Origin of the sequence: Roseobacter litoralis Och 149 (assembly GCF_000154785.2) — a bacterium.
In the GTDB taxonomy this organism is placed as follows: Bacteria; Pseudomonadota; Alphaproteobacteria; order Rhodobacterales; family Rhodobacteraceae; genus Roseobacter; species Roseobacter litoralis.
In genome coordinates, this window is record NC_015730.1 from 2230172 (window position 1) to 2256246 (window position 26075).

The following is a 26075-nucleotide window of genomic DNA, read 5'->3' on the forward strand; positions in this document are numbered from 1 at the left end:
CCGCAGTTTTTATACGTTGGCTTTTTCAACCTCTTTGTCAAATCGTCCGAACGTGCCTTGCGAAAATATCAGTGGGGCGCCCTGCCTGAAGGCCGCGTGGCGTACCAAACCCACCATGATCGAATGATCGCCTGCATCGTGGAAACCATAAGTTTCGCATTCAAACCGCGCCAGACAGCTATCAAAAACCGGGACACCCCGGTCGCTGCGGGCGGTATCAACGGCGTCAAATGCCGTGCCCGAGCGCGCAAACGCAAGCGCCAGTTCTTTTTGCTTGGCCTCAAGCACATGAATGGCAAAATCAGTGGCATCAGCAAACAGCGCATAGCGGCTGGATGATTTCGCCGGGCACCACAACACCAGCGGCGGCTCCATGGAGACGCTGGTAAAGGAATTGGCCGTCATGCCCACCGGGCCCTCTGGCGTATTGGCCGTCACGATTGTCACACCTGACGAAAAGCGTCCCAGCGCGTCACGGAACATGCGGTGATTGTCGTCTGTAGGGTCGAAGTGCAGCATTGCCGTTCCTTGACTGGTTCCATCCGGCATCAAGGCACCTCATGCCCGTTCGCGGCTTCAAAAAGCTCAAACCACGTCTGGCGATCCATCTCAACCTTCGTTGCATCACTGAAGGTCGCAATGCGCGACAGTGTGTTGGTGCCCATCACCGGCAAAATCCCCGATGGATGCGCCAGCAGCCATGCAATTGCGACCGCTGCGCGATCAACGCCTTGCGCCTGTGCGACTTTATCCAGCGTGATGGCTGGCTTGGTCTGCTGTGTCATCAGGCTGCCACCGCCCAAGGGCGACCATGCCATCGGACGTACGGCGTGTTGTTGCGCATGCGACAGATCCCCGTTGGTGAAACTGTCGCGCGCCGCAAGGCTGAGTTCGAGTTGATTGGTCACAAGGGGATGTTTCATATGCACCTGCAGCAAATCCCAATCCCAGGGTTTGAAATTCGACACGCCCGCCGCTTTGATCTTGCCACTGTCAATCAACGCATCAAGGGCCCCGCCCGTTTCGCGCGCATCCATCATCGGGTCCGGGCGGTGGATCAGTAAAACATCGATCTGTTCAATGCGCATGTTGGACAGCGATGCCTCCACCGATGCCGTGATATGGGCCGCGGATGTATCGTAATACTTGACCCGGGCGTCAGCGTATCTGCCCACCGGCGCGACGATATCGCATTTGGTTACAACCTCCAGCGTGTCGCGCAAACCTGGGCTTTGCTGAAATGCGGCCCCAAGAACCGCCTCCGCTGCATATCCGCCATAGATATCGGCCTGATCCAGAGTGGTAATGCCCTGCGCAAGACAAGCGTCGATCTTGGCCCGCACATGCGCCGGTGATGTATCGCTGTCATCGGCCAGACGCCACATGCCATAAATGATCCGGCTGACGTCGACATCAGCGGACAGATTTACCCGTTCCATCAGCGGCGTTCTCCTGTTCCAAGCGGCGTTGCGGGGCATGTGTCAGGCACCCGACCATAGGCATGCGGCAACGAACATGTTTCCAGCTCAGGCAGCACGAGCCGGCCAAAGTGTTCTGCCTCATCAATATGCGGATAGCCCGAAAAGATGAATGCCCGCATGCCCATTTTGCGGTAGGATTCAATCTCGCTGAGCACCTGATCGGCCGAACCAACCAAAGCGGCGCCACATCCGGACCGCGCGCGCCCGATCCCAGTCCACAGATGCGGCTCGATATAGCCGTAATCGTCTGCGATATCGCGGTTCTTTGATTGATGCGCGACGCCCAGTGACGCTGCATCCAAAGCCCGTTCGCGTATTTTGCGCCCCTGTTCATCGTCAAGCTTTGACACGATGTATTCGGCATATTCCTGCGCTTCGGCTTGCGTGTCGCGCACGATCACATGTACCCGCAACCCGTAATCCAGCGTCCTGCCCCGCGCGGCCGCGCGATCATGCACCGCCCGCATTCTGTCTGCCAGAGCATCTTTCGGCTCCGGCCACATCAGGTAGACGTCGCAATATTCAGCGCATAAATCCAGCGCATCCGGGGAATAGCCCCCGAAATACAAGAGCGGCCCGCCCGTCTGATAGGGTTTGACCGGATCGGTGGTCAGGCCAGAAAAATTGTAGACTTCACCGGCATGGTCAATCTGATCCCGGATCCAGGCCTGTTTGAGGATCTGCACGACCTCACGCGATCTTTGATAGCGATAGGAGCTGGGTTCTTTCTGGCCCGGAAAGTCAGATGAGATGATATTGACCGTCAAGCGGCCCTTCAGCATGTGGTCAAGCGTGGCGAGGGTGCGCGCGAGCATGATCGGCTGCATCTCGCCACAGCGCACCGCCGCCAGCAGATTGATGTTTTGGGTGATCGGCGCGCATCCGGCCACAAAGCTCAGCGTGTCCTGACCGACCTGATAGGAGGAGGGGCACAGGATGTTGCGAAACCCCTGCGCCTCTGCTGTCTTGACGATGTCCGAACAATGCGCCCAGCTGGAGCGCAAATCGCCGTCCGGCACACCCAGAAACTGATAATCATCCGAGCAAAGTGCGGAGAACCACGACACTTCTGCAGCCATCAGGTCGGCGGATGTTATCGGTACAACGGTCATCTTTGCACTCTCTGAAGCGTGTCGTATTTTCCTTGAATAGCACTGCAAAATATGTAGATCAATCATATATCAATTTTAACTCACCCCAGTGGTCCGTTTGAAAAACCCAAGCGATACGCGCGGCGCTTTGCCCAAATACATCCAGCTTAGCGAACTCATTATTCGCGAGATTGATGCTGGTCGTTTGCTGGACGCAGAACGCCTGCCCCCCGAACGCGAAATGGCGCGCAGCTATGGCGTCTCCATCGGCACGCTGCGCAAGGCGCTCGCGGAACTGCATGACAAAGGATTGTTGGAACGCGTTCAGGGGTCTGGCAACTACATCCGCAAAGGCCACAATCCATGCGGTGTATATGCCATGTTTCGTCTGGAACTGCCGGCCGGCGGCGGGCTGCCAACTGCGCGCGTACTATCAATGGCGGTCATGGAAAAACCCACCACTCTGCCCCGGTTTGGGCGTTCGGAAAAGGCCACGCGCATCAGACGTCTGCGCTTCCTGAACGACATCGCAATCGCCGTCGAAGAGATCTGGCTGGATGCGGCGGTTGGTACATTGAACGCGAATGCAGTTTCTGATTCCCTGTATCAAACCTACTTGAAACAGCTCAATCTATGGATAACCCGCGCCGAAGACCGGGTATCAATTGGCAGTTTTCCGAATTGGACACCTTGCGATTTTGCCCGCATGGATCATGCCTGCGGATATATCGAGCGTTTTGGCTGGTCGGATGAACACAAACCGGTCGAATTCTCGCGCATATGGTTTGACCCGGACCGCGCTGTATATGTGCAGCGCTTGAAATAAGGAAATGCCCGATGACCCAATTGGTAAGATACGGCATCATTGGCTGCGGCATGATGGGACAGGAACACCTGCGAAATATCGCTCTGTTAAACGGCGCATGCGTCAGCGCGATTTTTGAACCAGATGCAGCAATGCGCCAAACGGCCAAAGACATCGAACCGCAGGCTGCCTTTTTTCCGTCCGTCAACGCCATGCTGGGGTCAGCCGATATTGACTGCCTCGTTATTGCAAGCCCCAATTACTGCCACGCCGATCAGATCGTCGAAATCGCCGCCATGCGCCCCCTGCCCCTTCTTGTTGAAAAACCCCTGCTGACTGACCCCACCGATATCGCGCGGCTGACGCAAACGGCAGAACGTTACCCAGCCCCCATCTGGGTCGCGATGGAGTATCGCTACATGCCGCCGATCGCACGTTTGCTGGAGCGTGCCGAGACCGTGACCGGTGGCATAAAGATGCTGAGCCTGCGCGAACACCGGTTTCCCTTTCTGCAAAAGGTGGGCGACTGGAACCGGTTCAATGCCAACACGGGCGGCACATTCGTAGAAAAGTGCTGCCATTTCTTTGATCTGATGCGGTTGATCTTGCGGCGCAATCCCGTGCGCGTCATGGCAAGTGCTGCGCAATCCGTAAACCATCTGGACGAGCACTATGACGGCAAAACCCCCGACATTATTGACAATGGATATGTCATTGTCGACTTCGATGGCGGCGCACGGGCGATGCTGGAACTCTGTATGTTTGCGGATGGCGCGAGATATCAGGAAACCATTTCAGCCGTCGGGCCGGACGGGAAAATCGAAGCTTTCGTGCCAGGGCCGACGCGTTTCTGGCCCGGTGATCTGGGCGCGCCCCCCGTCCCCCTGATCGAAATCAGCCCCCGCCTGTCAAAACAGATCAAAGTGCATGAAATACCTGTCGATCCGGTGCTGCTCAAAGCGGGGGATCACAATGGGGCCACCTATTTTCAGCATCAAAAGTTCATGGCGCTTGTGCAGGGCAGCAACACAAAAACGGAGGTGTCCTTTAGCGATGGCCTGTGGGCTGTGCGCATGGGGATGGCCGCGCAGCGCTCTGCGTCAACCGGGCAAGCTGTCACCCTTGAGGGCTGAGCTTTCTGTGGAGATGCACCTACGGGGTGCACCTCTTCGCCAAGTCGCGGGTATCGATGTCATCCGAACAACAGCGGACGGATGACCCTTTCCCGTCCGTTGCGTTTTTCAATACATGACCAATCGCTGTGCGCTGCGAACAGAAACAACGCCTCAGCCGTGGCGCGCAAAGACCTCGGTCCTACCGTTGCGCAGCACCAGCAGCGTGTCATAGGCGTCGCGCTGGTTGCCCATCTCCATCCCCGGTGAGCCAAGCGGCATGCCGGGCACCGTCAGTCCAAGCGCATCGGGGCGCTGTGACAACATCCGTTGAACGTCAGTGCCCGGCACATGGCCCTCGATGAAATAGCCCGCGATAAAGGCCGTGTGGCAGGAACTCAGCTCCGGTGTGACACCTGCGCGGGCCTTCATCGACCAGAGCGTTTCCTGATCGACATCACGGGTCTCAACCTCAAACCCTGCTTGGGTCATATGCTCGACCCAGGCGGTGCAACATCCACAGGTCGGTGATTTGAAAACCTCAATCCGGGCCGACATCGCACGTGCCGGAGAGGCGAGCATCCCGGCCCCAAGGCCGGAGGCGAGACTGGAAAAGATAAAGCGTCTGCGGTTCATTTTATATCTCCTGATAGGTAAGTTTGTCAGATGGCGCGTCACAGGACACGCAGCCAGGTCATCATCCCGCCCGCGGAATGCTCCAGCATATGGCAATGCAGCAGCCAATCGCCTGGATTGTCCGCGACAAACGCGATTTCCGCCGTCTCGCCCCGGTTCATCAGCAACGTATCCCGAAGCGGACCCAAAGCGCCATCGCGGCCAATCTGCCTGAAATGATGCCCGTGCAGATGAATCCCATGCTGCCAGCGGGTGTCGTTGGTCATCGCAATCCGCACCGTCTCACCACGGTTTGCCTCGATCAGGGGGGTGTCACCCATATCGGCCATGCCGTTAAACGCCCAGACCTTTCCGGCAGCGATCATCTCGCGCATCTCCATCATTTGACCGCCCATCATCGCGCCCGCCATGCCGCCCATGGCCCCGCCCTCCATCAGCAAATCAGCGCGCCGCGCGCTCTCCAGCGGGCCGAGTGCAGGCACCGGGTTTGGGGGTAAGGCATCAGGGGCGGTCATGCGGGTTTCCCGCGCAGCACGGGTGACCCGGAAACCCGCGATGGCATAGCCGCCATCGCGCTCAAAACTGACGAGAAAGGCTTCTTCCCCCTCACCAGCCACCACATCAACGATGATGTCGGCGCGCTGTGCCGGGGCAAGGGTGAGTTCAGCCAGCGGCTGCGGAGCCTCAAGCGGCATCCCGTCCAGTGCGACCACCCAGCCCTCAAGACCGCGCGCCGCCAGCGTGAATATCCGCGCATTGGCCGTGTTGACAAGACGCAGCCGCATCCGGGCAAGACGCGGCACTGCGCGCGACCAGCCACCATCGCCGTTCACCGTGATCCAGTTGCCGATCCGGCCCGCATGGGACCAGTCACGCATGTTACCGAACCCTTCGGCGATCTGGGCGTCATCACTCAGACGCCAATCATCCAGCAGCAGCACCTCGTCCAGATCGACCTCGGGCGCGCCTGTCGCCTCATCCACGATCAGCGCGCCATAAAGGCCGCGGGCCATCTGCTCATAGGTGCGGTTATGCGGGTGATACCAATAGGTGCCCGCGTCCGGCAGCACGAAATCATACAGAAACGTCGCGCCCGGTTCCACCGCCGCTTGCGTCATGCCCGGCACCCCATCCATGGCGTTGTCGATCCGGATGCCGTGCCAGTGCACGGATGACGCCTGAGAGAGGTCATTTTGAAAGACCCTGCTGATGCGCTGTCCCTGTTGGGCGCGCAGGATCGGCCCCGGCACGGTGCCGTCATAACCCCATATCCGCGTTTCCGGATATTCAGCAGGCGCAAGCCGCGCGCTGCCTGTCCGCGCACGGAGCAGCGGCGCAGTCTCAGCCCCTGCGACGCTCGGCAGTGCTGCTGCCGCGGCGGCACTTAGAACCGATTGATGAAACTGCCTGCGGGTGAACCCTGTCATGACGCGTCTCCTGATGTGTGACGTGCCGCCCCCAGGGGTGGCAAAATAGGTGGTGTCGATGCGCCGGGGCTTTTGCGCGGCGGTGACGTCACGGTGGTGAGCGTCACTGTTTTGCGCCCGCCATCACTCAACGGGCGCAAAGACGCGTGCACCAGCACCGCACCATGGTGATGCGCATCGGGCCATCTGCGCCCCGTCCGCAGGAGTGGTCCCTGACTTCTGGGCATGTTCCAAGGCCGCACCGCTTAAAAACGGTACTGCGATGGCAAGGCGCAGAGGTGATTTCATGGCTCTCTCCCTTGACAGATCCGGTGCTGCACCGGTGGCACGCAATGCTTGGCTATTGGCACGCGTTGCCTCCCCCTCCGGCGTAAAAAGGGAAGCGGTGCCAAGACATGTATCGGATGCGACCATCATGCAGTCACCACCTCACCACCAGCGAGATCGTTCAGGATCGGACAGTCGGGGCGGTCATCACCGTGACAGCGCGTGACAAGCGTTTCCAGCGTGGATTTCATCGCCTCGAGTTCTTCGATCTTTTGCGCAATGCGCTCCAGATGCCGGGCAGCAACATCCTTTACGTCGGCGCTGGCGCGATCGCGGTCTTCATAAAGCGACAGAAGGGTTCGGCATTCCTCGATCGAGAAACCGAGCGAGCGGGACCGGCCAAGAAAGGCGAGCTTGTGCCCGTCCTGCTCGCTGAAATCGCGATATCCGTTGGCCCCGCGCGCTGGGTTCACAAGGCCGATGTCTTCGTAGTATCTGATGGTCTTTGTCGGCAATCCACTGACGCGCGACACGTCTCCGATATTCATGTGCAAGGCACCTCCTGAGCATTGGTGTACGGCTTCCAGCTACTGGAGAGTCAATAGCATATTTGCCCTTGACCCTCCAGCAACTGGAAGCCCTATCTATGGGTCGAGCAGAATATTCAATGAAAAGAAGGAGACCCACAGTGAAGGCCGAGCCCGGAGCTGCGCAGTCGCTGACACTGCCCATCCAAGGCATGAGCTGCGCCTCATGCGTGGGTCGCGTTGAGCGCGCGCTTAAGGCGGTTCGCGGTGTGTCGGCAGCCAGCGTGAACCTGGCCGCTGAGCGCGCGGACGTGCGGTTTGATGATGCGGTGGATCCAAGTGCGCTGGTAAAAGCCATCGAGAACTTGGGCTATCAGGTGCCCAGCCGCGCCCTGACGCTTAGCATTGACGGTATGAAATGCGCAAGCTGCGTGGGCGGTGTTGAGCGCGCACTTCTGGCGGTGCCGGGCGTCACGGCGGCGCATGTGAACCTGGCGACAGAACGCGCGGTTGTTACCGGGGCGGCACCTGTGCAAGCTCTCATCGAAGCGGTCGCGCGCACCGGCAAGACCGCCCACGCGCTGAGCCGCGAAACGCCACCCGTCGATCAGGTCGCCAAGCGAGATGAAGAAGCCCGCAGCCTGAGAGGGCGCGTGGCTCTGGCCGCTCTGCTCACAGTGCCGGTCTTTGTGCTGGAAATGGGCAGCCATCTGGTGCCCGGCATGCACCATCTGATCATGACCAGCATCGGAATGCAGGCCAGTTGGCTGATCCAGTTCGCGCTGACCACCGCCGTGCTTTTGGGTCCGGGGCGCGGGTTTTACATCCACGGCCTGCCCGCGCTGATCAAAGGGGCGCCGGACATGAACAGCCTTGTGGCAGTGGGCACGGCTGCAGCCTACCTGTTTTCCGTAATCGCCACCTTTGCGCCGGGTCTTTTGCCGGCTGGCACGGTGCACGTCTATTTCGAAGCGGCTGCGGTGATCGTAACGCTGATCCTCGTGGGGCGATGGATGGAGGCGCGGGCCAAGGGACGCACGTCGCAGGCCATCCAGCGGCTCGTACGGCTCGCCCCGAAAACGGCGCGTGTCCGCCGCGGCACCGAAACGCTGGATATAGACGTCGCGCAGGTCGTCATCGGCGATGTTATCGAGGTGCAGCCGGGGGCGCGACTGCCTGTGGACGGCGCGGTGCTGGAGGGCAGCAGCTATGTCGATGAAAGCATGATCACCGGCGAACCCGTGCCCGTCGCCAAAGCGGCAGGCGCACATGTTGTTGGCGGCACGATCAACCAAACCGGGCATTTCGTGTTCCGGGCGACAGCTGTGGGCCGCGACACGATGCTTGCCCAGATCATTCGCATGGTCGAAGACGCACAGGACGGCAAACTGCCGATACAGGCGCTGGTTGACAAGGTGACGATGTATTTCGTCCCGGCTGTGATTGCCCTCGCGGTCCTGACTTTTGGTGTCTGGCTGCTCTTTGGCCCTGAACCTGCGCTGAGCTTTGGCTTGATCAACGCGGTGGCGGTTCTGATCATCGCCTGTCCCTGCGCCATGGGGTTGGCGACGCCGACCTCGATCATGGTTGGCACGGGGCGCGGGGCGGAGATGGGCGTTCTGTTTCGCAAGGGCGAAGCCTTGCAGGCGCTGTCGGATGTGCAGGTTGTCGGCTTTGACAAGACCGGCACATTGACCGAAGGCGCCCCGCGGATGACGGACCTGCATGTGGCAGAAGGCTTTGAGCGCAGGCAGGTGCTGGCGCGGATTGCCGCTGTGGAGGCGAAATCCGAACATCCCATCGCACGCGCCATTGTCGCGGCAGCTGACAGCGAGGGCTGCGACCTGCCTGAGGTGTCCGGGTTCCAAAGCCTCACCGGCATGGGCGTCAGCGCCCGCGCCAGTGGCACGCCAGTCGAGATCGGTGCCGCGCGCTATATGGCGCAGCTTGGCCATTGCGTGGCGCAGTTTGCTGAAGCGGCGGAGCGGCTGGCGGCGGATGGAAAGTCGCCATTCTACGCCGCCATCGACGGCCGTCTCGCGGCGATCATCGCCGTCTCTGATCCGATCAAGGACACCACCCCGGCAGCCATCGCCGCGCTCCATGCGCTGGGGCTGAAAGTGGCCATGATCACCGGTGACAACCAGCACACAGCCGACGCCATCGCACGGCGGCTCGGCATTGACGAGGTCGTCGCCGACGTGCTGCCCGAAGGCAAGGTTGCGGCCATACGTGCCCTGAAATCACGCCACGGGCGTTTGGCCTTTGTCGGCGATGGCATCAATGACGCGCCCGCACTGGCGGAGGCCGACGTGGGGTTGGCGATCGGCACCGGCACCGATGTCGCCATCGAAGCGGCGGATGTGGTGCTGATGTCGGGCGCGCTTGGCGGCGTGGTCAAGGCCATCGCATTTTCGGCGGCCACGATCCGCAACATCCGGCAAAACCTGTTCTGGGCCTTTGCCTATAACACCGCGTTGTTGCCAGTCGCTGCGGGCGCGCTGTACCCGGCATTCGGCATCCTGCTGTCTCCTATGTTCGCGGCGGGAGCAATGGCTCTCAGTTCGGTTTTCGTGCTTGCCAACGCGCTCCGCCTGCGCAGATGGGCGCCACCAAACCCAGACCAAAGCACAACCGAAAGCGCACAGACGGGGCTGCGGGCAGTGCCTGTTCAATGACAATATGGCTGGATCGTACTGGGGCGGCAGGGTTGCGCTTTCGCCCGAGGCCAAGCCCCACTCAAGACCGACCGTAGTCGCCGAAACGGGCATGCGGCGGAGCTATCCAAAACCAAACCTGCACGGCCTGCCATGGTGCCCCTCGGAAGAAGGAGGCAGACCGGCGGACGCCCGTACCAGACGGCGAGCCGCGCCCCCTGCATTATGTGCCGCGCAGAATACCCGGCACGACGCAAACAGTTCAAAAGGCAGGCACGGCGAATAGTTTTTTTTCAAATATTGTCAGTATGTTGAGCACCCATTTCGACCACATAGAAATAATGGACCTGCCGCGCCCCTGTTCTGGCGTTCACATCCGGGACAGGCACGTCATCAAGACAGCCAAATCCGAGATGCCGGTAGCGTGGATTGCCGCGCATTTCCAATTGCACAAGAAAGTGCTGGTTGGGCGGCGGTGTTCTATCTGCAACGCTCCAGCGGATCACGCGCCCATGGGGGCAGAGCGAGGTCCGTCGGTTTTTATACGTCGCGGTCATACCATGTGATGAAGGTTCCAGGCTTGGCGGCCTGATAGTCGGCCCTTTATTCCTCAGTCATCCGGTTTGCGCCGGGCTGGATGTTCTCGGCCGTGGACGACATCCTCTTGCGCCGGCGCACGCCGTTGAACACCGCAGCCCCGACAACGGTGTTCGTGAACATCGCGATCCGATCAAAAGCCCACGCAGCCGAAGCATTAAAATTGATCGATAGTTTCTTTTCCTCTTTGGCTGCACACCAGTCTCTGATCGGCAAGCAACATATACAGGCAGGCGGCGACTAGAACGCTGATCATAAGCAGCGCAAAAATTGCCCAACCGGTGACGGCAATTTGCGTGCCGTCTGTCAGAAGAACAACTGCCAGCATTCTGCCGGACACCGCGAGCGACGGTAAGCGGCTTCCATCGCGTTTGAAAGTCCGCGTGCAACCCAACCAGTCGAATTGGTTTCGCTTGCTTCGAATGTCGATTTCGGGCCCTGCTCTAAGGCAGTCATTATGTGCTGTGTTCACAAATCGAAAAAACCGCCTCCTAGCGCTGCGCCCGATTTGGGAGATTGGCATCAGAGGCCTTGGCGTGTCTTCGTGTTCCTTGGGACGCGCATTCAAACCAAGGCGTCCAAGCAAGAAAATGGCAGAACATCCTCGCGCTATCCCCACGAACAACTGCCAGCAGATTACTCTTCACCAACCAGAGGTCAAAGGTGCGGATTTCAGCCGGATCAAAAATATGGCGGCACAAGCCTCCGCCAGCGCGCGCGTGACGGCATGTCGACGTAAGTTCCTCAGTTTCAATTTGTTTTACTAGAAAGCCTGATCGGTTGCCCCAACCATACCCCGCCCTGCTCAAGCGAGGTTACCTGACAAGAATAATTGGCTCCCTTCACCACTGCATTAAAACGACTTTGGGCAACCGTCATCCGCACCTCAGATCGCCAGTTCCTTTGTCAGAAGACGATGCAAACGATCGCAAATGGGTGACATGGCATGACCGTTTCGCCGGATCAGGTGGTACGGTGACAGTATAAGTTCTTCTTTCAACTTTATTTCTATGAGCCCATCCGGACGTGTGGACAGTAAGAGATTTGCCACTTCCGCTGTGACAGCCGCAAGGGTGTCGCTTTTCAACAAATAGCCGACGGTGAAAACAAGCGATGCAGTGTCGATTACGTCCAGCGGCGCGGATAGGTTGCGATTAACGAAGGCCTGTTCAATCGCATCCCGGATTGGCATGCCAGCGCCTTGGATGATCCAAGCTTGATCGACCAGATCCTTGAACCCAAGGCCACCGTCGTTTTCCAGAGGGTGCCCGGCACGCGCCAACACGCGCACTTCTTCAACGCGACCGCGGCTGATTTCCAGTCGGTTTGCGTTTATGTGCGACGGAATGCGTGCCAGAACGATATCATAGGCATCGCGCAGCAGACCGTCCAAAAGCTCCATACTAGGTGCAACATCAATACTGACTTCAGCGAGCGGCGCCTCCTTTTTCAGGGCCTGAACTGTGGGCACCACATATCCAACGGCTGGGCCAGTTACTGCACCTATCCTGATCGTCCCCGCCTGCCCGGCTTGATAAGCGTTCAGATCAGAGACGGTCGAGCCCAACTGTCCGACAATTGCATCGGCATGACGACAGAAAACGCGGCCGATTTCAGTAGCGATCATTCCTTTTGGATTGCGAACAAACAACGGTTCTCCAACCAACCGCTCAATCTCCGCAAGCGTGCGCGATGCAGCAGGTTGCGAAATTGCCAGTTGATTGGCCGCGACAGAAAGCTGCCCTGTGTCCGCGATGGCGTGTACCAGTCGCAGATGCCGCAGGTTTAGGTTCTGGACGTCAAGTTTCACAAGCACCACATGTCAAAATTGGTATGTTAATGACCTTAGATGTAATTTGATTGTTATGCAATTTGGTTAGACTGTGATCTCCACTCGGCCAACTCAAGGCCGCTTTTGAACGGCGTTAACGCTTGACACCAATGGGAGGATATTCATGAAAACTTATGTAAAAGGGCTCTCTGCCCTTGCGATCTCGCTTGGACTACTGGCCGCTCCGGTTATTGCCCAAGACAAAGGAACAGTCGGTATCGCTATGCCGACCAAATCTTCCGCGCGGTGGATTTCAGACGGCGAGTCCATGGTCAAGCAGTTTGAAGCCGCAGGCTACGCAGTCGACCTGCAATATGCAGAAGATGACATCCCGAACCAGCTTGCCCAGATCGAGAACATGATCACCAAAGAAGTGGACGCCTTGGTGATCGCGGCGATTGATGGCACGACACTATCAAACGCACTAGCCAATGCGGCAGCTCTGGACATTCCGGTGATTGCCTACGACCGCCTGATACGCGACAGCGGTGACGTCAATTACTACGCGACGTTTGACAACTTCAAGGTCGGCGTTCAGCAGGCAAGCTCTCTTGTTGGCGGACTCGAACAGCGCTTTCCAGATGTTTCACCTTGGAATGTCGAACTGTTCGGCGGCTCGCCCGACGACAACAATGCCTATTTCTTTTACAATGGCGCGATGAGCGTGCTGCAGCCCTTGATCGATAGCGGCAAAATCAATGTAAGCTCTGGCCAGATGGGCATGGATACCGTCGGCACGCTGCGGTGGGATGGCGCGGTGGCGCAGGCGCGTATGGATAACCTGCTTTCGGCCCACTACACGGATGCTCAGGTCCATGGTGTTCTGTCACCCTATGACGGATTGTCCATCGGCATTCTGTCGTCCCTCAAGGGTGTCGGCTATGGCTCTGGCGGTACAGAGATGCCGATCGTTTCCGGTCAGGATGCCGAGGTTCCTTCGGTCAAATCGATCCTCGCCGGGGAGCAGTATTCGACAGTCTTCAAGGACACCCGCGAGTTGGCCCGTGTCACTGTCGGCATGGTCGAGGCCTTGCTGCAGGGTGGCGAGCCAGAAATCAACGACACCGAAACCTATGATAACGGTGTGCTGGTTGTGCCGTCTTATCTGCTTGAACCGGTGTCCGTCGATGCAAGCAACTGGGAAGAAATTCTGATTGGGTCGGGCTATTACACGGCAGATCAGATCAAATGATACTCCCCGGGGTGCGCCGTCAGGCGCGCCCCGTTTTTTCGAGGGCTGCACCATATGACGACGCTTCTTGAAATGCGTGAAATCACGAAAACCTTCCCCGGAGTCCGCGCGCTCGATAACGTCTCTTTTTCTGTCAAAGAGGGCGAGATTCATGCGCTCGTCGGGGAAAACGGCGCGGGCAAATCCACCTTGATGAAGGTGCTGTCCGGCGTTTATCCTCATGGGGACTATCAGGGCGAAATCGTCTATGACGGCGAAAATATGACCTTTGGCGGCATCAGTGACAGCGAACGCCACGGGATCATCATCATTCATCAGGAACTTGCGCTGATCCCCCTGCTGTCCATTGCGGAAAACATTTTCCTTGGCAATGAACGCGCCACCTCTGGCATTATATCATGGCAAGAGACGAACCGGCGTGCAGGTGACCTTCTGAAAAAGGTCGGTTTAAGCGATGCGCCACAAACGCCGGTGGACCGAATTGGTGTCGGCAAACAGCAACTTGTCGAGATCGCAAAAGCCTTATCCAAGGAGGTGCGGCTCTTGATCCTTGATGAGCCGACGGCGGCGCTCTCGGAATCTGACAGTCAGACCCTGCTCGATCTTATTCTTGAGCTGAAAGAACAAGGCGTCACGTCTATTATCATCAGCCATAAGCTGAACGAAGTGCGTCGCGTAGCCGACACAATTACAGTGTTGCGAGACGGCGCGACCGTTGGCACCCGCGATGCACGTGCGGAAAAAATCACTGAGGATCAAATTGTACGCGATATGGTCGGTCGCAGCATGGAAAACCGATATCCCGCCCGCGCGCGAAATGCGGGCGATGTGCTGTTCGAGGTCGAGAACTGGTCCGTTACCCACCCCGAACACGCTGAGCGGCAAGTCGTAAAAGATGTCTCATTCAATGTTCGTGCCGGGGAAGTTGTCGGCATTGCGGGATTGATGGGCGCAGGCCGCACAGAATTAGCCATGAGCCTGTTTGGGCGAAGCTACGGGCGCAATGCAACGGGCACTGTTCGGATAAACGGTAAGGAAATCAATACGTCAACCGTCATACGCGCTATCCATGAAGGGTTGGCCTACGTCACCGAGGACCGCAAGGCGCTTGGATTGGTTCTGGACGAGACCATCCGCAAGAACATCACACTGTCAAACCTTCCGGCCGTTTCCAATACCGGCGTCCTCAACGCTCGCGCCGAGACACAGGTCGCCGAGACCTATCGCACCGCGATGAACATACGCACGCCAAGTGTGTTCCAGAAGGTCATGAACCTGTCAGGCGGCAACCAACAAAAGGTCGTCCTTTCAAAATGGTTATTTTCCGAACCACGCGTGCTCATTCTTGATGAGCCAACCCGCGGTATAGACGTCGGTGCGAAATTCGAAATCTACGGCATCATCAACGATCTGTCACAGCAAGGCAAAGGTGTCGTGATGATTTCCTCGGAGATGCCTGAACTGCTGGGCATGTGCGATCGCATTTACGTCATGAACGAAGGCGCATTCGTCGGAGAACTCTCCGCCGAAGACGCCAGCCAAGAGCGCATTATGTCGCTGATTGTAACGGATTGAGGAGCGAAATGGCGGATACATCCACAAACGAGACCGCCGGATCAGGGCCGGACACGGGAATCGTCAAATACCTTGTTGCGCACCTGCGGGAATACGGCCTTCTTTTCGCATTGATAGCGATCATGGCATTCTTCCAGATTGTCACTGGCGGCACGCTGCTAAAGCCGGTCAACATCACCAACCTGTTTTTGCAAAACAGTTATATCATCATCATGGCGCTTGGCATGTTGATCGTGATTGTGGGCGGCCATATTGATCTGTCTGTGGGATCGGTGATGGGCTTTGTCGGGGCTTTGGCCGCTGTCATGATGGTCAACTATGATTTGCCTGCCATTGTGGCCATCCCGGTTTGCCTGCTGGCAGGCACGTTAATCGGTGCCGCGCAGGGGTATTGGGTCGCCTATTGGAGCATTCCGTCCTTTATTGTCACGCTTGCGGGGATGCTGGTGTTCCGTGGCGCCTCGCTTTGGCTGCTGGAAGGTCAATCGGTTGGCCCCTTCCCTCCCGGCTTTCAGCTTCTCTCGACTGGTTTTGTGCCCGACCTGCTTTCTCCCTTGGGCGATGCAGTAAAGTCGGTGACCGGTGACAAGCGGGTGAACGGGCTATCAATCGCGGTGGGTTTTGTGGCCGTCATCGTGATTGTCTGGACGGGTATGCGCACGCGGGCTCAAAATAAAACCTACGGCGTCGAAGGTGAGCCGAAAGCCTTTTTCATTGCCCGCAACGTGATCGTGGGCGGTGCAATTCTTTTCTTGTTGTACAAACTGTCGACCTTCCGTGGCCTGCCAAACGTGCTTGTCACCATGGGTATCTTAACGATGATCTACGCCTTCATCACCGAACGCACGACATTGGGTCGCCGCATTTATGCGCTGGGAGGTAACGTGAAGGCGGCCAAACTCTCGGGTGTGGCCACTGAACGGCTGACGTTTCTGACTTTCGTCAACATGGGATTTCTTGCGGCACTTGCTGGCCTGATTTTTGCCGCGCGCCTGAACACCGCCACGCCAAAAGCAGGGTTCGCGCTTGAACTTGACGTCATTGCGGCTGTCTTCATTGGCGGTGCATCCATGTCCGGTGGCGTCGGCAAAATCGTCGGTGCGGTGGTCGGGGCATTCATCATGGGCGTGATGAACAACGGCATGTCCATCATGGGTATCGGGATTGACTACCAGCAGATGATCAAGGGCCTTGTGCTGCTCGCCGCCGTCATTTTCGACGTTTACAACAAACAAAAGCAGGGTTGATATGACTTTCAAACCCGCCGAATGGCCCCGCAAACTGCGTTCTCAGGAATGGTATGGCGGCACCAGCCGCGATCACATTTATCACCGTGGATGGATGAAAAATCAGGGCCATCCTCATGATCTGTTCGACGGTCGCCCTGTCATCGGCATTCTCAACACATGGTCGGAACTGACACCCTGCAACGGGCACCTTCGGGAACTGGCCGAGAAAGTAAAAGCCGGCGTTTGGGAAGCCGGCGGCTTTCCATTGGAAGTGCCCGTGTTTTCCGCCTCTGAAAATACCTATCGCCCCACGGCAATGATGTATCGCAATCTCGCAGCCATGACCGTCGAAGAGACCATGCGCGCGCAACCCATTGACGGCGTCGTTTTGATGGTGGGTTGTGACAAGACGACACCGTCACTGATTATGGGTGCAGCCTCCACCGACCTGCCCTCAATCGTGGTAACGGGTGGGCCAATGCTGAACGGATGGTTTCGGGGCGAACGCGTCGGGGCCGGTACTCACCTGTGGCGTTTTTCAGAGGCCGTGAAAGCCGGGGAAATGACGCAAGACGACTTCATCGAAGCCGAAGCCGCGGTGACGCGCTCATCCGGCACATGCAACACCATGGGCACAGCCTCGTCGATGGCGAGCATGACCGAAGCTCTTGGCATGGCTCTGTCGGGCAACGCGGCCATCCCAGCCGTGGATTCACGCCGCCGCGTGATGGCCCAAATGACAGGGCGACGGATCGTTCAGATGGTAAAGGACGATCTGAAACCTTCCGACATCATGACCCGGCAAGCTTTTGAAAACGCGATCAGGGTGAACGGTGCGATTGGCGGGTCAACAAACGCTGTTGTGCATCTGTTGGCTATGGCAGGTCGGGCTGGGGTTGAGTTGACCCTTGATGACTGGGATCGTCTTGGTCGCGATGTCCCCACCATCGTCAATCTGCAACCCTCGGGCAAATACCTGATGGAGGAGTTTTACTATGCAGGCGGTTTGCCTGTTGTCCTGAAATGCCTTGGCGAGGCCGGGAAATTGCACAAAGAAGCCCTTACTGTTTCGGGAGGTTCCATCTGGGACGAAGTCAAAGACGCCCAAAACTGGAACGAAGATGTCATTCGCCCCGTCGACCGCCCGCTTACAAAAAGCGGTGGCATCGCTGTTTTGAGGGGGAACCTCGCCCCGCTGGGGGCGGTGCTCAAACCTTCTGCGGCCACGCCTGCACTGATGACGCATACCGGGCGCGCAGTCGTGTTCGAGGACATCGACGATTATAAGGCACAGATCAACGACGATGCGTTGGATGTGGACGAAACCTGCATTCTGGTGCTGAAAATGTGCGGCCCGCGTGGCTATCCCGGCATGCCCGAGGTGGGCAATATGGGCCTGCCACCCAAGGTACTCAAGAAAGGCATCAAAGACATGATCCGGATCTCGGATGCGCGCATGTCCGGCACCGCGTATGGCACAGTCATCCTGCATACCACGCCCGAGGCAGCACTTGGTGGGCCTTTAGCCGTCGTGCGAAACCACGACACAATCACCGTTGATGTTCCAAACCGCAGCCTGACCCTGAACATTTCGGATGCCGAGCTTGCTGCACGTATTGAGGCTCTGAAACCTGCAGATCTCGCACCTGCTGGAGGGTATGGGCTGCTGTTTCATGATCACGTTTTAGGTGCGGACACCGGCGCGGACTTTGACTTTCTCGTCGGGTGCCGGGGCAACGACGTTCCAAAGGATAGCCACTGATGCCACATTCAATCGCTCTCGTCGGCATCGGGAAAATCGCCCGCGACCAACACATTCCCGCAATCGCGGGCAACGCTGACTTCACCCTTAGCGCGACAGCCAGCCGCAACGCAGAAGTCGGAGGCATCACCGCCTACCGCAGCCTCGCTGATCTGCTTCAGGCTGCACCGGATATCACCTGCGTCTCGCTCGCGACGCCCCCGCAAGTACGCTATGGCGACGCCCGGCGTGCGCTTGAAGCAGGACGGCACGTGATGCTCGAAAAACCACCCGGTGCAACCCTTTCGGAGGTACAGGCCCTGGAACGGCTGGCTGCTGAAAAAGGTGTCACGCTTTTCGCGACCTGGCATTCGCGCCATGCGGCCTCAGTGGCTGCAACCCGAGACTGGCTGGCGGATCGCAAAATCCAAAGGCTGCACATCGACTGGAGGGAGGACGTAAGGCACTGGCATCCGGGACAAGACTGGATCTGGGAGGCAGGCGGTCTGGGCGTCTTTGATCCCGGTATCAACGCGCTCTCGGTGCTTACCGCGATCCTGCCTGAACCGGTACACTTGCAAAAAGCGACCCTTTCTTTCCCGGCAAATCGCGATACGCCTGTGGCTGTTGATCTGACATTTGAGCCGTTGGGTGATGCGCCCATTACTGCTGCGTTCGACTGGTTGGAACAAGGTCCGCCAAAATGGAACATCCACATCGACACAGATGCCGGAAACGCGATCCTCAGCGAGGGTGGCGCGCGATTGACGATAGACGGCCATGAAACATCCGCGGGTGAGGATCAGGAATATCCAGCGCTTTACGCCCGTTTTGCCGAATTGATTGCCGCAGGAACGAGGGAAGTTGACCTCTCTCCCATGACGCATGTTGCCGACGCCTTCACTCTTGGCCGCCGCGTCATAACTGCTCCTTTTGAATGGTAGAAACATGCTGAAAACACCATTTACTGCGCTTGTACCCGCGTCGGATTGACCTGAGCCGTGCAAATGGAAAATTCGACCTCTATCCCGTCTCGTAAGCGCCACTGGTGTCGAAGCATTCAGCCATATCGCCGAACACGTTTTATTTTCACAGCCTTGTAAAAAGTTCACTGGATCAGCGCAGGTAATAAGTCCGCAGAATATCAGCCGGCAGAGATGCTTTGGACCCTCGTCGCACCGGTGCCGGTGAACAGCCCCTCCCTCATAACTGTTCAATAAAACAGAAAAATCCGGCCGCAGCCGGATCGGGAGAAACGTTTCTTTAGGGTAAATGGCGGAGGGAGCGCGACTGACGTCGAACCTTCTCCACTACCTAAGTCATTGTTTTTTTAACACGGGCCTTCGGTTTGAATTCCATCTGATGCAAACGCGACTGAGATCCAACTCGCAATTATAGCCCCGCTCCACTCATGATCCACCGCCCACCAAAGACAACGCCGTTCCCCATTTCCCTTCACAAAAACCTCGTCCAGATGCCACTGCCAGTTCGAATATGACCGCATCTGCTGCACCCGTTTTCGTCAGATCTCAGGGGCGAACATCGGCCCGAATCTACTCCACCAGTAGAGCACCGTTTCATGACTTATATCGATGCCCCACTCATGTAGCAGGTCCTCGACGTTTCGGAGCGAAAGTGGAAATCGAACGTACATAATGACCGCCAAGCGGATGATTTCGGGACCGCAATGAGAGTACCTGAATGGGTCCGGTTTCATCATGAGAGTAGGCTACGGGAACGCCTTGACCGCCTACACACAAATCCTTCTGACAAGACCGGCGCCATGCTTAGCGATTATGAATTGTCTCTTGCGTCGCTGACTTGCTGTAGCTCAGCGGCGAACACATAGCCTTGCCCGTGGACGGCGCGGATAAGCGACGCACTTTCATTAGTCAAATCAATCTTGCGACGTAGCCGCGTGACATGCGCGTCTATCGACCGGTCCGTCACCGTGATGTTCGTGCCATAAAGCAGTTCCATGATCGTAGCCCGTGAAAGGACTTCGTTCGCATTTTCTACCAGAGCATAGAGCAGCGTGAATTCGGTATTAGTCAGGGGAACAATCGTGTCGTTCTCCAAATTAACCAATTTGCGTTGAGAGAGGCTGAGTTCCAGCCCCATGAAGCGGATCGAATGCGCTTCCTTTATCTCGCTCGAGGCCGCGCGTCTGAGCACTGACCTGATCCGGGCGAGTAGTTCTCGCGGCTCATACGGTTTGGTCACATAGTCGTCGGCTCCGATCTCGAGACCGACAATGCGGTCATAAACCTCGTCACGCGCGGTCAACATAATGACCGGCGTCTGCGAATTGTGTCGGATTTCACCAGCTATTTCTAAGCCGTCTACATCCGGCAAATTCAGGTCCAGAACCACCAATGCAAAAGAGGCTGAACTTAGCAACTTACGCGCATCGCTGCCGGTCGCGGCGATGCGCGTATCAAACCCCTGTTTGTCCAGAAACCGCTTTAGGAAAGCCGTCAATTGACCGTCGTCATCGACAACTAGGATACGGTTGTTCATGCGCTTCTTTCCATTCTGCTGCTACCTGCTATCTTGCGAATTCCGGAAGCGTTTACAACCGGCTCTTGTTCAAGGTCGATTTTTATGCCCGAGGCGATGAACGAAAATGCCTTGTCGCGCAGCCACCGTATTCGGCTTGCGTCTGTACTGTTGCTGCTTTTGACCGTCTCGCTGGGTATGTACCTAGGTCTGCAAACCCGGGACCAGTTTTACGAAGTAGAAGCCAGTTGGGCCGACTATTCAGATGATGTCGGTCAAAAAGGTGTCTGGATCAGTTCCATCCGCGGACATTTGGGTTACGGCGGTATCATTCACAATTTCAAAAACTATGTTCTGCGGCGCGAAGACTTGTATCTGAACCGGACGAGAGAACAGATCGACGAATTCATGGCCACCACGGCGGACTATCTGGCCGCCACCATCGATCCGGAGGAACGCCGCGCCATCGGGACGGTTCGCGACACTATCGACCAATACCGCGCGATCCTGCCCGTGGCGATTCTGGCCGCCGAGCAGCAGTGGGACGTCGCCCGCACAGATGCTGCTGTGAGATTGGATGACGATGCTGCAATTCGCGCTCTTGCAGATTTGGAACGTATCTGGACTGCTAATCGGCAGGTCAGTTCGGACCGGATGCTCAGCGCCGTCAGTCGGGGGCAAAGGCTGATCTGGATTGGCTTTGCGTCCATTGCCGCTCTCGTTTTGTCATCGGTTCTGATCGGGTATCTGTTGATACTCTTGCTGCGCGACATGCGCGGTGCACTGTCTTTGCTGTCTAAGGAACTGCAAAAGAGGCGCGCGTTGCAACAGTCGAACGAGCGATTAGCCCGCGCGGTAGAGCAAAGCCCAGCCACGATTTTCATGACGGATACGAACGCACGTATCATCTATGCCAATCGTCAGTTCGAAAAGCTCACCGGATGGTCACGGGACGAGGTTCATGGCCAAACGCCACGGTTTTTGCAATCTGGGGATACGCCCGCGGCCGAATATGAAATAATACGTGCGCGCCTGGCCAAAGGTCAGGAATGGCAGGGCGTGTTCCGTAATCGGTGCAAGGATGGCAGCAGCTATTGGTCAGAAACCAAAATCCTGCCGCTGATGGCGGCGGATGGCACAATTCTGAATTACATCGGCATCGGCGAAGACGTGACCGAGAAAAGGCAGGCCCGTGAACAGGTCGCGCGTGCTCAGAAACTTGAGGCTGTCGGGCTGTTGGCAGGCGGTATTGCCCATGACTTTAACAATATCCTGACGACCATCGTCGGTTCGGCACATCTGGCAACGCTGGATGCGCCTGAGGGCAGCGATATCGCCCATGAAATCGAGCAGATTGATATTGCAGCGCACCGGGCCCAAAGCCTCGTTCGGGGGCTTTTGACATTTGCGCGTCGTGAACCGGGCATACCGCGCCCGACCGATCTTGGGGTGATCATCACGGAAGTGTCGCGGCTGCTGACGGCGGCCAAACCGCCGAACATCACACTGGATTGCACAGCGGTCCAAGACGGCATGACCGTGCTTGGGGACGAAACGCATCTCCACCAGATCGTGATGAACCTGTGCCGCAATGCAATCGAAGCGATCGGCGGAGCCTCCGGTGATATTATGGTCTCCGCGCGCCGTATGGTCGATGATTTACCCGAGGGGCTGACACAGCGGTCAGACGGCTGGGTTCAGTTCGACGTCGCCGACAATGGCCCGGGCATGAGTGCGCAGACACGGCGACATTTGTTTGATCCGTTCTTCACCACAAAGCCTTTGGGCAAGGGCTCTGGACTTGGGCTTGCCGTCGTTTTCGGGCTGGTCGAGGAAATGGGTGGACAGATCGACGTCGCAAGTCAGCTTGGCCAGGGCGCAAAGTTCAGTATTTTCCTGCCCGGTACCGCGGGTGACCCGGCACGCACCAAACCCGAAAAGCTGGATGTGCCGCGCGGGCGCGAACGCATCATTCTGGTCGACGACCAAGCGCAAGTCGCAGCGACCTTTCGCAGAGTTTTGCTGCGACTTGGCTACCGGGTCGAAGCCTTTACATCACCGTTGACAGCGCTTGAGCACGTGCGCGCTGACCCGCAGAGGCCGGACCTGCTGATCACAGATATGGTCATGCCTCAAATGAGCGGTGAGGATCTGGTAAACGCCGTGCGCCGCCTGCGCCCGAACATCCCCGTTATCATTTGCACTGGATACAATCCATCGGGGTTGAAAATCAACGGACCTGTGGCTGATACGTTGAACAAGCCAGTCGATCCAGCAAAACTGGCGCACAGCATTCGGGCAATGATCGACGCTACCCGCTAGGCTAGGTCGCACCCTGCGAAAACGCGCAAATTCAGTCCGTCACATTTCGTCACAAAAGGTCACAGGCCGTCACTCTGCCCGCAACAATTGAGGGTCGCGATGCGACTAGGCTGATCGTGGGCAGGGGTTATATGTTTCGTGATGCAGATGTCCGCCCAATGAATTTTATCCCAGCGACCGCTTTAACGCGGCCGCCCGTACGGGTTGAACCGGGCCATCAGGCTCAGATCTTTAACACCAGACGGAACACCCGAGGGGGAGTCAGAATGCTCAGACAACTAACATTAATATGCTCATTGCTGGCGGGGTCCAGCGTGATTGCGCAGGACGCAGTTCCGATTACCCCGATGGAAGTGGACACCGCACGGGCCGAACTAGGCAAGCGCCTGTTCTATGATACGCGTCTGTCAGGCGACACATCGCTAAGCTGCGCCAGCTGTCATCAACCGGACAAGGCATTTACCGATGGCGAAGCCCTGAGCCAAGCCTATACCGGGGCGGGACATTTTCGAAATTCACCGACGCTGGCCAACGTAGGATACCGCGATGCATGGTTGCACGATGGGCGTCTGGGCACCAACCTCAATGATGTTGCCCGCGAGATGATTACAGAAACCTACCTGATGAACATGGACATGCGCATCATGCAGGAACGTCTGAAACAAGACCCGGTATATGTGGAAATGTTTGCCGCCGCCGGTATGTCAGAACCCGGCAACGGTGGCGCGCGCAACGCGCTGATGGATTTCATGAAAACGATCGTGTCGCGTGGTGCGCCGGTCGATATAGGTGAGCTGTCCGCAGCCGCCCAGCGGGGCAAGGGCATCTTTGTGGGCAAGGGGAACTGCGTCGCCTGCCACACAGGCCCGCGCTATACCGACGACCGGCCGCATAACACTGGTGTGCCAACCAACCCAGATATCTGGAGTTCGGCTGAACGCCATTCCGCTTTTGTGACCTATGGCAAATTTATGGGCGTCGAAAACTACATTAACCTGCGCGAGGATCTGGGTGCCTACATTCGCACCCACCGCCCTGAAACCAAGCGCAGCTTTCTCACACCAACGCTGCGGGAATTGGTGTGGACCGCACCCTACATGCATAACGGCATGTTCGCGACGCTGGCCGAAGTGGTTGATTTCTATGATGTCGGCGGCGGTGACGACCCGTTGAAAGACCCGCGCCTGAAACCGCTGGGCATGATCCCGAGCGAAAAGGCGGATTTGGTGGCCTATCTTGAGGCGATGTCCGGCGACAGCTTTGACACCGATGCATACGTCTGGCGCGCGGATGATTACGACTACACGCCCATCGAAGACTGGAAGAACGCCAGAAATTAAGGAGGCAGGACCATGAAACATCTTACCGCAATCGCTCTGGGCCTCGCTACTCTGGCCGCTGCACCCTCAAACGCCCAGAACCGGCCCGAAGGACTGGCCGCTCTTGGCCCGCCACCAATCCCGGCGGATAACGCCATGACGCCAGAAAAGATCGCCCTTGGGGAAAAACTGTTCTTTGACCCGATCTTGTCGGGTAACAACGCAATGCCTTGCTCGGCGTGCCATCTGCCCGACGCAGGCTGGGCCGTGCAGGACAAAATCAGCTTTGGCTATCCGGGCACCACCCACTGGCGCAACAGCCAAACCATCGTGAATTCGGCCTATTATGGTAAGTTGTTCTGGGCCGGGTCGTCCGGCTCGCTTGAACATCAGGCCCGATCTGCGGCGCGTGGTGGCGTGGCCGGCAATGGCGAAGACGACATGATGGAAGCGCGTCTGGCTTTTGTGCCCGAATATCGCGCAGCCTTTGCCGATGTTTTTGGCGATGACTGGCCAAACATCCGGCACGCCTATATGGCGATTGCCGCCTATCAGCGCACGATTGTGCAGACCGATACCCCGTTCGACAATTACATGAATGGCGACGATGCCGCATTGGATGAAGCGCAAAAACGCGGGCTGGATCTGTTTTCTGGCAAGGCGGGTTGTATTTCGTGCCACAACGGTGCGCTGCTTAGTGATGAGCAGTATTACAACGTCGGTGTCCCGCCCTTTGATGGTTGGGAGGATGACCCTATTGCGCAGATCACCTTCCGGTTTGAACTGCTTGCCAAAGGCTCGACCGAAGAAATGTACCGGACGACCAAAGACGACCCCGGTCTCTATTTCCGCACCAAGCAGAAATCCGACAAGGGCAAGTTCCGCACGCCCAGCCTTCGCTATACCAAATACACCTTTCCTTACATGCACAACGGCATGCTGGAGACGCTGGAAGATGTCGTGGCGTTTTATAATGCCGGTGGCGGTGAGAACGAATTTGCCGACAACAAAAGCGATCTGATCCAGCCATTGGGCCTCAGCGATCCCGAAATGAGAGATCTCGTCGCCTTTCTGGAAAGCCTGAGCGGGGACGAAATTCTACCCGACGCACCAGATTTGCCCGAAATGGAACCCTTGCCCCTCGCGGCCAACAATTGAAAAGGAAACAAGGCCAATGAATGATCTTGATCCCAAAATCGTCGCCGCGATCAACGGCGAAAATGGCGAAGCCAAAAAAGCAGGCACGCGAAATTGTCTGATGAACCGGCGTCAGTTTCTGCTGACCAGCGGTATTGCGACATCCGTCGTGATGGTCGGTATCCCCGGTATGCCAGAGGCGCAGACCCCCGCGGTCGTCTCGACCTATCCGCGCAAATTTATCGCCAAGCTAAGCGAGCTGGTCGCGGATGAGCCGTTTGATTTCGAATACCCCGACGAAGGGGAGTATGCCGAGAGCATTCTGGTCAAACTGGATAAGGAAGCAGGCGGCGGTTTAGGGCCCGACAAGGACGTTGTTGCCTTTAATTACACCTGCACCCACCAAGGTGGCCCGTTGCAGGGCACTTATCAGGCCGATGACAAGGCGCTTGGCCCCTGCCCGCTGCACCTGACCACTTTTGATTTGACCCGCCATGGGATTTTCATCTCGGGTCAGGCCTATCAATCGCTGCCGCAGGTCCTGTTGGAGCTGGACGACGATGACATCTATGCCGTGGGCATGTTCGGGCTGATTTACGGCCGTTTTGATAATCTGCAAGGCTGAGGAGA

General features: G+C 57.5%; 23 protein-coding genes and 1 pseudogene. 12 read left to right on the forward strand and 12 right to left on the reverse strand.

All coding sequences use genetic code 11. The features are described 5' to 3' along the window. Positions 1-9: 9 nt before the first annotated feature. The 3 genes from RLO149_RS10585 to RLO149_RS10595 are packed head-to-tail and all read right to left on the reverse strand — an operon-like array spanning position 10 to position 2593. Positions 10-519 (reverse strand): flavin reductase family protein, encoded by a 510-nt coding sequence (locus RLO149_RS10585; RefSeq protein WP_013962082.1) that lies wholly within the window; start codon positions 517-519, stop codon positions 10-12. A gap of 29 nt (positions 520-548) precedes the next feature. Continuing rightward, the gene (locus RLO149_RS10590) at positions 549-1439 is read right to left on the reverse strand and encodes an aldo/keto reductase (protein ID WP_013962083.1); all 891 of its coding nucleotides are present in this window, start codon (positions 1437-1439) and stop codon (positions 549-551) included. Then, positions 1439-2593, reverse strand: a complete 1155-nt coding sequence (locus RLO149_RS10595) for an LLM class flavin-dependent oxidoreductase (protein ID WP_044025304.1) — start codon at positions 2591-2593, stop codon at positions 1439-1441. The genes RLO149_RS10590 and RLO149_RS10595 overlap by 1 nt, the downstream gene beginning before the upstream one ends. 97 nt (positions 2594-2690) lie before the next feature. On the opposite strand from RLO149_RS10595, the gene RLO149_RS10600 reads away from it, so the two are divergent. Together RLO149_RS10600 and RLO149_RS10605 are read left to right on the forward strand one after the other, a co-directional pair. Beyond that, on the forward strand, positions 2691-3398 hold the full coding sequence (locus tag RLO149_RS10600; protein WP_044025633.1) for a GntR family transcriptional regulator: 708 nt from the start codon (positions 2691-2693) through the stop codon (positions 3396-3398). An 11-nt stretch (positions 3399-3409) separates the two neighbouring features. Further along, entirely contained in the window at positions 3410-4510 is a 1101-nt protein-coding gene (locus RLO149_RS10605; RefSeq protein ID WP_013962086.1) for a Gfo/Idh/MocA family protein, read from the forward strand. Positions 4511-4663: 153 nt separating this feature from the next. On the opposite strand, the gene RLO149_RS10610 is transcribed toward RLO149_RS10605, so the two are convergent. The 4 genes from RLO149_RS10610 to cueR form a co-directional block, all read right to left on the reverse strand. Continuing rightward, complete coding sequence (locus tag RLO149_RS10610; protein WP_013962087.1) at positions 4664-5125, reverse strand: DUF411 domain-containing protein; 462 nt, start codon at positions 5123-5125, stop codon at positions 4664-4666. Positions 5126-5163: 38 nt separating this feature from the next. Then, positions 5164-6552 carry a multicopper oxidase family protein gene (locus RLO149_RS10615; protein WP_013962088.1) on the reverse strand — a complete coding sequence of 463 codons (1389 nt, stop codon included), beginning with the start codon at positions 6550-6552 and terminating at the stop codon, positions 5164-5166. Positions 6553-6675: 123 nt separating this feature from the next. Then, positions 6676-6840, reverse strand: a complete 165-nt coding sequence (locus tag RLO149_RS23775) for a hypothetical protein (protein ID WP_158308153.1) — start codon at positions 6838-6840, stop codon at positions 6676-6678. A 125-nt stretch (positions 6841-6965) separates the two neighbouring features. After that, positions 6966-7367, reverse strand: a complete 402-nt coding sequence (gene cueR / locus RLO149_RS10625; protein ID WP_013962089.1) for a Cu(I)-responsive transcriptional regulator — start codon at positions 7365-7367, stop codon at positions 6966-6968. Between the two features lie 119 nt (positions 7368-7486). Here cueR and RLO149_RS10630 point away from each other — a divergent pair, with 119 nt between their 5' ends. Next, complete coding sequence (locus tag RLO149_RS10630; protein WP_044025306.1) at positions 7487-10024, forward strand: heavy metal translocating P-type ATPase; 2538 nt, start codon at positions 7487-7489, stop codon at positions 10022-10024. A gap of 272 nt (positions 10025-10296) precedes the next feature. On the opposite strand, the gene RLO149_RS10635 is transcribed toward RLO149_RS10630, so the two are convergent. The 3 genes from RLO149_RS10635 to RLO149_RS10640 all read right to left on the reverse strand — a co-directional run bounded on the left by RLO149_RS10635 (position 10297) and on the right by RLO149_RS10640 (position 12410). Next, positions 10297-10560 (reverse strand): hypothetical protein, encoded by a 264-nt coding sequence (locus RLO149_RS10635; protein WP_044025307.1) that lies wholly within the window; start codon positions 10558-10560, stop codon positions 10297-10299. Positions 10561-10757: 197 nt separating this feature from the next. Next, complete coding sequence (locus RLO149_RS23780; protein WP_158308154.1) at positions 10758-10928, reverse strand: hypothetical protein; 171 nt, start codon at positions 10926-10928, stop codon at positions 10758-10760. Between the two features lie 558 nt (positions 10929-11486). Next, complete coding sequence (locus RLO149_RS10640) at positions 11487-12410, reverse strand: LysR family transcriptional regulator (RefSeq protein ID WP_044025634.1); 924 nt, start codon at positions 12408-12410, stop codon at positions 11487-11489. Between the two features lie 145 nt (positions 12411-12555). Between RLO149_RS10640 and chvE the strand changes: the two genes are divergently transcribed. From chvE to RLO149_RS10665, 5 genes are read left to right on the forward strand one after another with little or no spacing between them, the layout of a single operon-like run. Further along, positions 12556-13623 carry a multiple monosaccharide ABC transporter substrate-binding protein gene (chvE, locus tag RLO149_RS10645; protein WP_013962094.1) on the forward strand — a complete coding sequence of 356 codons (1068 nt, stop codon included), beginning with the start codon at positions 12556-12558 and terminating at the stop codon, positions 13621-13623. Positions 13624-13677: 54 nt separating this feature from the next. After that, positions 13678-15198 carry a multiple monosaccharide ABC transporter ATP-binding protein gene (gene mmsA / locus RLO149_RS10650; protein WP_013962095.1) on the forward strand — a complete coding sequence of 507 codons (1521 nt, stop codon included), beginning with the start codon at positions 13678-13680 and terminating at the stop codon, positions 15196-15198. A gap of 8 nt (positions 15199-15206) precedes the next feature. Continuing rightward, on the forward strand, positions 15207-16445 hold the full coding sequence (mmsB, locus tag RLO149_RS10655; protein WP_013962096.1) for a multiple monosaccharide ABC transporter permease: 1239 nt from the start codon (positions 15207-15209) through the stop codon (positions 16443-16445). Position 16446: 1 nt separating this feature from the next. Next, positions 16447-18189 carry an L-arabinonate dehydratase gene (gene araD / locus RLO149_RS10660; RefSeq protein WP_013962097.1) on the forward strand — a complete coding sequence of 581 codons (1743 nt, stop codon included), beginning with the start codon at positions 16447-16449 and terminating at the stop codon, positions 18187-18189. Continuing rightward, complete coding sequence (locus RLO149_RS10665; RefSeq protein ID WP_013962098.1) at positions 18189-19112, forward strand: Gfo/Idh/MocA family protein; 924 nt, start codon at positions 18189-18191, stop codon at positions 19110-19112. The genes araD and RLO149_RS10665 overlap by 1 nt, the downstream gene beginning before the upstream one ends. Positions 19113-19543: 431 nt before the next feature. Here the strand turns inward: RLO149_RS10665 and RLO149_RS24130 are convergent. Next, positions 19544-19888 (reverse strand): annotated as a pseudogene (locus tag RLO149_RS24130) (IS6 family transposase); the annotation flags it as partial. Positions 19889-19962: 74 nt separating this feature from the next. Continuing rightward, positions 19963-20688, reverse strand: a complete 726-nt coding sequence (locus RLO149_RS10675) for a response regulator (protein ID WP_013962099.1) — start codon at positions 20686-20688, stop codon at positions 19963-19965. Positions 20689-20772: 84 nt separating this feature from the next. Between RLO149_RS10675 and RLO149_RS10680 the strand changes: the two genes are divergently transcribed. The 4 genes from RLO149_RS10680 (at position 20773) to RLO149_RS10695 (ending at position 26070) form a co-directional block, all read left to right on the forward strand. Next, positions 20773-22989, forward strand: coding sequence for a hybrid sensor histidine kinase/response regulator (locus tag RLO149_RS10680; protein WP_013962100.1), 2217 nt, complete (start codon positions 20773-20775; stop codon positions 22987-22989). Positions 22990-23255: 266 nt separating this feature from the next. Next, positions 23256-24329, forward strand: a complete 1074-nt coding sequence (locus RLO149_RS10685) for a cytochrome-c peroxidase (RefSeq protein WP_013962101.1) — start codon at positions 23256-23258, stop codon at positions 24327-24329. 12 nt (positions 24330-24341) lie between these two features. Beyond that, entirely contained in the window at positions 24342-25466 is a 1125-nt protein-coding gene (locus RLO149_RS10690; RefSeq protein WP_013962102.1) for a cytochrome-c peroxidase, read from the forward strand. Between the two features lie 16 nt (positions 25467-25482). Then, a complete protein-coding gene (locus RLO149_RS10695) occupies positions 25483-26070 on the forward strand; it encodes an arsenate reductase (azurin) small subunit (protein ID WP_013962103.1) in 588 nt (195 codons plus the stop codon). Positions 26071-26075 lie beyond the last annotated feature (5 nt).